The sequence below is a fragment of the Streptomyces sp. B1866 genome, from assembly GCF_031932565.1.
GTDB lineage: Bacteria > Actinomycetota > Actinomycetes > Streptomycetales > Streptomycetaceae > Streptomyces.
This window is the reverse complement of record NZ_JAVSCF010000346.1, coordinates 1-5325: the sequence shown is the minus strand read 5'-3', so window position 1 is coordinate 5325 and position 5325 is coordinate 1. Positions and strand designations below refer to the sequence as shown.

The window sequence follows — 5325 nt, the reverse complement described above, 5'->3', positions numbered from 1 at the left end:
GCACGGCGCCGGACCCCCGGCTGCCCGGACCCGCCCGCCACCGCCTGCGGCTGTCGGCCGGGCCGCCGTACGCGCCCGCGCCCCTGCGGGTGGACGTGCTGCCCGCCGGGGTCGGCCCGGCCGCCGCGGCGGCGGCGACCGCCTCGGCCCTGACCGCGGCGGCGCTGGCGGGCACCCCGTACGACCTGGCCGTGTCGGCGGGGATCGGCGGCGGGTTCGCGCGGGCCGCCCTCGGGTCGGTGGTCGTGGCCGACGCGATCGTGGCCGCCGACCTCGGCGCGCAGACCCCGGACGGCTTCGCGGCCGTCACCGACCTCGGCTTCGGAACCGTGGAGCACCGCCCGCCCGCCGGGCTGGCCCGGGCGGCCGCGCGGGCGGCGGGGGCGGTGCGCGGCACGGTGCTGACCGTGTCCACGGTCACCGGCAGCGCGGCGCGGACGGCCGAGTTGCTGGACCGTCACCCGGACGCCGTCGCCGAGGCGATGGAGGGCTTCGGGGTGGCGGAGGCGGCGGCGGCGCACGGCGTGCCCGTCCTGGAGGTACGGGCCGTCTCGAACGCGGTCGGCCCGCGCGACCGGGCGGCCTGGCGGATCCGCGACGCCCTCGACGCCCTGGCGGCGGCCTTCGGCGCGCTCGTACCCGTACTCGCGACCTGGGAGGAAGATCCCGGATGACCCGAACGAGCCGAACGAGCCGGACGGCCCGGACGACCGCGGGGACGGCCCCGCGACCGGCCCCCACGGCAGAGGGAGAGGCGCAGGCGCAGGCCGAGGCAGAGGCGGCCGAGGCGCAGACCGCCGGAGCCCCCCTGCGCATCGCCTACTCGCCCTGCCCGAACGACACCTTCGTCTTCCACGCCTGGGCCCACGGCCTGGTCCCCGGCGCGCCCGCCATCGACGTCACCTTCGCGGACATCGACGTCACCAACGGCATGGCCGAGCGCGGCGAGCTGGACGTGCTGAAGGTCTCGTACGCCGTCCTGCCGTGGGTGCTGCGCGACTACGCGCTGCTGCCGTGCGGCGGCGCGCTCGGACGCGGCTGCGGCCCGCTGGTGCTGACCCGGCAGCCGGTCGCGCCGGACGCCCTGACCGGCGCGACGGTCGCGGTGCCGAGCGAGCGGTCGACCGCGTACCTGCTGTTCCGGCTGTGGGCGACGGCGCGGGTGCCGGGCGGGGTGGGCCGGGTGGTGGTGATGCCGTTCCACCAGATCATGCCCGCCGTACGGGACGGACGCGTGGACGCCGGGCTCGTCATCCACGAGGCGAGGTTCACCTATCAGGGTTACGGGCTGCACTGCGTGGCCGACATGGGCGAGCACTGGGAGGACACCACCGGCCTGCCCATCCCGCTCGGCGCGATCATCGCGCGGCGCACGCTGGGCGCCGAGCGGCTGCGGGCGGTCGCGGAGGCGATCCGGACGTCGGTGCGCGGGGCGTGGGACGACCCGGTCGCCTCGCGCGCGTACGTGCTCCAGCACGCGCAGGAGATGGACCCGGCCGTCGCCGACCAGCACATCGGGCTGTACGTGAACGAGTTCACCGCCGACCTGGGCGAGAGCGGGTTCGCCGCCGTGCGCGGGCTGCTGACCCGGGCGGCCGCGGAGGAGCTGGTGCCGCCCGTCGCGCCCGACGCGCTGCGGCCGGTGGAGGCGTAGGACGGCCGCGGGGGGAGGCGCAGGACAGGACCGGCCGGGCGCCCCCGCCCGACCCCGCCGGCCCCGTCGGCAACCCGTCCGCTCAGACGTCCAGCTGGTCGGCCACCGCCCGCAGCATGCCCGCGATCTTGCGCCCCTGCGTCTTGTCCGGATACCGGCCGCGCTCCAGCTGCTGCGTCACGTTCTCCAGCAGGGTGGTGAGGTCCTGGACGATGGACGCCAGCTCGTCCGGCTTGCGGCGCTGCGCCGCCGCGACCGAGGGAGTGGGGTCGATGACGATCACCGACAGCGCCTGGTCACCGCGATTCCCCGCCACCACGCCGAACTCGACGCGCTGGCCCGGCTTCAGCGAGTCCACGCCATCCGGGAGCACCGACGAGTGGACGAAGACGTCACCACCGTCGTCGCGGGAGAGAAAGCCGAAGCCCTTCTCGCTGTTGAACCACTTGACCTTGCCGGTAGGCACGTCTGTCCTCGTCCTCGTCGCTCGTCGGAACACATCGGGAAACGCGGGGTGTATCGCCTTGCATGGGACTACATCGGATCACATCAGGTACGCCGGACACCACGGAAAAACAGCTCCGGAGAGCACGACAGCGGGCCAGAGGACCCGCCGCCACCAGGCTAGTGGCCGGGGGCCCGGTGACAAGACGTACCCGATCGGTTCCTGCGCGCTCCTGGCTCGGGACCTACCCGGGAGCGGTAAGCCACGAAACCCCGCAGACCGGAACCGCGGCTCCGGCCGGTGACACGGCCCGGACGTGCCCCTCGCGCGCGCCCGCCGCGACGCGCGCACGCGCCCGGCACACCCCGGGCCCCGGGCCCGCCGCGCCACGGATCCTGCCCCCGGCGCGCCCCCGGCACGTCCGGAAGGACGCCCGGAATCCGCCCGTACGACCCGTCAGACGACCCCGGTGGCAACGTAATGATCCAGCCACGCCGGAAAGGCCGTCAGGTCGTCCAGCACGACGCCCGCCCCGGCCGTGCGCAGCTCCGCGGCGCCGCACGGCCCGGTGGCCACCGCCACGGACAGCGCGCCCGCCATACGGGCCCCGATCACGTCGCCCGTGTGGTCGCCGACGTAGACCGAGGCGCCGTGCGCCCGCAGCGCGGTCGCCTTGGCCTCGGCCCACAGCCAGCCGATCACGGCGTCGGCCTCGATCTCCAGGTGGTCGAGGTGGAGCAGGGCGTTCGGCTCGTGCTTGGCCGTGACCACGATGGCCCGTCCGCCCGCCCGGCGCACCGCGGCCACGGCCTCCCGGGCCCCGGGCAGGGCCACGGTCGGCGTGATGGCGTGGTCCGGGTACAGCTCGCGGTAGACGACCTGCATCTCGGCGACCCGCTCGGCCGGGAACCAGTGCGCCAGCTCGTGCTCCAGCGGCGGGCCGAGGCGGCTGGTAGCGAGCACGGCGTCGATGAAGACGCCGGTACGGGCGGACAGGGCCTCGTACGCGGCCCGGATGCCGGGGCGGGAGTCGATCAGCGTCATGTCGAGGTCGAAGCCGACGGTCAGCGGCGCGCGGCCCGGACCGCCACCGCCCGGCCGTACGTCCACTCCCGGCACGGGGCGCGACCCCGGCCCGCCGTCCACCCGCGGTGAGCCGTCCGCCCCCGGAGCGCCGCCGACCCGCGGCGCACCGTCCACCCGCGCGGGCCCGGCGTCCACCCGGGCCGCGTCAGCCGCTGCCCGGGACACACCCTCCGCCCGCCCAGAACGGCCGAAATCATGCGAACCGCTGTACGAACCCATGAGCCGCATTGTGCCGCGCCCGCCCACGGACCGCCCAAGCGGGAACCCACGGCCGACCAAGCGGCACCCCGGGGCCACCCGAGCGAGACCCCGGCGGTCCTCTAGCGCTGTGACCGGGAAGGTTTGCCGGTGACTCGCGGCGTGGCGGTGCGGTGCGGTACGTCGCAGGGCGCCGGACGGCCTCGTAGCGGACCTGCTCGACCGGTCCGGCAGCGCCGCGCGGAAGTAGCTCCCAGCGGTAGCTGGGGAGTGCCGTGCCGGACGCCGTGAGCCGGTGGACCCTCCCGGTCACAGCACTAGCGGCCCGGCGGATCCCGGTCGTGGCGCCCCCGGGCGCCGCCGGACGGCCGGAGGACCGCCGAGGCCCCTTTCGGCCGCTGTCTCAGGCCCGGCGCCTGCCCCGCCACAGCAGATAGACGGCCGTCGCCACCGCGGCGGCGCGCACGACGACCGGCCAGGTGTCGGCCACCGCGTCGTTCATCCCGCCGTCCGCGATCCGCGCACCCCAGCGCCCCTCGGACCGGCCCCACAGCCAGACCACGCCCCCGGCGAGCACCAGACCGGGCAGGCCCAGCACGGCCCACTTGGCCTGGGCGCGGGAGAGCGTGCGGTTGTAGAAGGCGATCACCCAGCCGACGCCGAGCACGATGACGTTGCCCAGGGCGGCCCCGGCGACGAGCACACCGGCGGCGATCAGCAGGAGCGGGCTGACGGAGACGCGCGCCCGGCCACCGCCCTCGCCCCCGCCGTCCCCGCCGCGCTTCCGGCCGACGCGGCGCAGCCCGCGCCGCGCGCCCCGCCCCTGCTCCGACTCGCCCGCGCCGCCCTTGGCGTCCTCGACCGCGCTCCCCGCGCCGCCCGCCCCGGCGGGACGCCCCGCGCCGGGCCCACCGGCCGCCTCGGCGTCCGGGTCGTCGGTGGACGGCGGCCGCAGCAGCTCGGGCACCTCGATACCGCCGGTGAACCCGGCAACGGAGCCGACCTCCGCCGAACTCTGGTAGCCGAACGGACCGGGTTCGACGCGCCACCAGTCGGGATTGGACTCGCGGGGGCTCAGCTCGTCCTCGCCCGCGAGGTGCGGCGGCGAGGCGGGGGGCGGCCCGGCGGGCGGCGGTTCCGTACGGGGTCGGCGCGGCGCGCCCGGACCCGTACGGCGGGACCCGCCCGACCCCAGCAGCCCGCCGGAACCCAGCAGCCCGCCCGGACCGCGCGGCGTGTCCGGGCCGGGCTCGCTCCGAGGGGACGGCAACCGTCCGAGCAGGCCGCCGAGCAGCCCGGACCCGCGCTCGCCGCCCGCACCACCGCCGGAGCCACCGGACCCACCAGCCCCGCCGGAACCGCCGGAGCCACCGGAACCGGACCCGCCACCCCCGCCGGAACCACCGAAGCCGCCAGACCCGCCAGCCCCGCCGGAGCCGCCACGCCCCGGCCCCGGGACCGGCTCCGCCCCACGCGGCCCGACGCCCTGCCGTCCGCCCGCCGCCGCGACCACCTCCGACGGCGTGCCGATTCTGGCCAGAATCCGTTTCACCCCGGCGGGGCTGTCCGTACCGGTCGCCGCCCGCCGCTCGTCGATGTCCGCGCGCAGCTCGGCGACCAGCCGCATCCGGGCGGCGGACGGCAGCCCGGTCTGCTGCGCCAGGTCGCCGACGCGGCTCAGATAGTCGTAGACGAGCTGCTCGCTCTCGATCCCCACCAGAAAACCCCTGCCCGTCCGCACCCTTGGCGTACCAGACCGCTTCGACGGTACCGCGCCCGTTAGTGTGGATCGAATGACCAACTCGGGACCAGCACGGGATCGGGAGGTACGCGTGCCCGCAGAGACCGGCCACGACGGCGGCGGCCGCCACGAGGCGCCGCGCGTGCGCGCCGAGGCGCCGCCCCGGTCCCCCGCCGCCCGGGGCGGTCCCGGCCGGCCGCG

General features: G+C 76.9%; 5 protein-coding genes. 2 read left to right on the top strand and 3 right to left on the bottom strand.

Features of this window, described 5'->3' with window-relative positions; translation table 11 throughout:
* Positions 1-44 precede the first annotated feature (44 nt).
* Both RKE29_RS27680 and RKE29_RS27675 read left to right on the top strand, forming a co-directional pair.
* On the top strand, positions 45-674 hold the full coding sequence (locus tag RKE29_RS27680; RefSeq protein ID WP_312008416.1) for a futalosine hydrolase: 630 nt from the start codon (positions 45-47) through the stop codon (positions 672-674).
* The gene (locus RKE29_RS27675) at positions 671-1654 is read left to right on the top strand and encodes a 1,4-dihydroxy-6-naphthoate synthase (RefSeq protein WP_312008414.1); all 984 of its coding nucleotides are present in this window, start codon (positions 671-673) and stop codon (positions 1652-1654) included. Before RKE29_RS27680 ends, RKE29_RS27675 begins: the two co-directional genes overlap by 4 nt.
* Positions 1655-1736: 82 nt before the next feature.
* Here RKE29_RS27675 and RKE29_RS27670 read toward each other — a convergent pair whose 3' ends face one another.
* The 3 genes from RKE29_RS27670 to RKE29_RS27660 all read right to left on the bottom strand — a co-directional run bounded on the left by RKE29_RS27670 (position 1737) and on the right by RKE29_RS27660 (position 5100).
* Positions 1737-2120, bottom strand: coding sequence for a cold-shock protein (locus tag RKE29_RS27670; protein ID WP_312008413.1), 384 nt, complete (start codon positions 2118-2120; stop codon positions 1737-1739).
* Positions 2121-2555: 435 nt separating this feature from the next.
* A complete protein-coding gene (locus tag RKE29_RS27665; RefSeq protein WP_312008412.1) occupies positions 2556-3218 on the bottom strand; it encodes a haloacid dehalogenase-like hydrolase in 663 nt (220 codons plus the stop codon).
* Positions 3219-3786: 568 nt separating this feature from the next.
* Positions 3787-5100: a hypothetical protein gene (locus RKE29_RS27660; protein ID WP_312008411.1), complete on the bottom strand. Its 1314-nt coding sequence runs from the start codon at positions 5098-5100 to the stop codon at positions 3787-3789.
* Positions 5101-5325: the final 225 nt, after the last annotated feature.

Excerpts from the sequence above, each read along its gene's own strand:
- RKE29_RS27675 (WP_312008414.1), top strand. The coding sequence starts at position 671 with ATGACCCGAACGAGCCGAACGAGCCGGACGGCCCGGACGACCGCGGGG.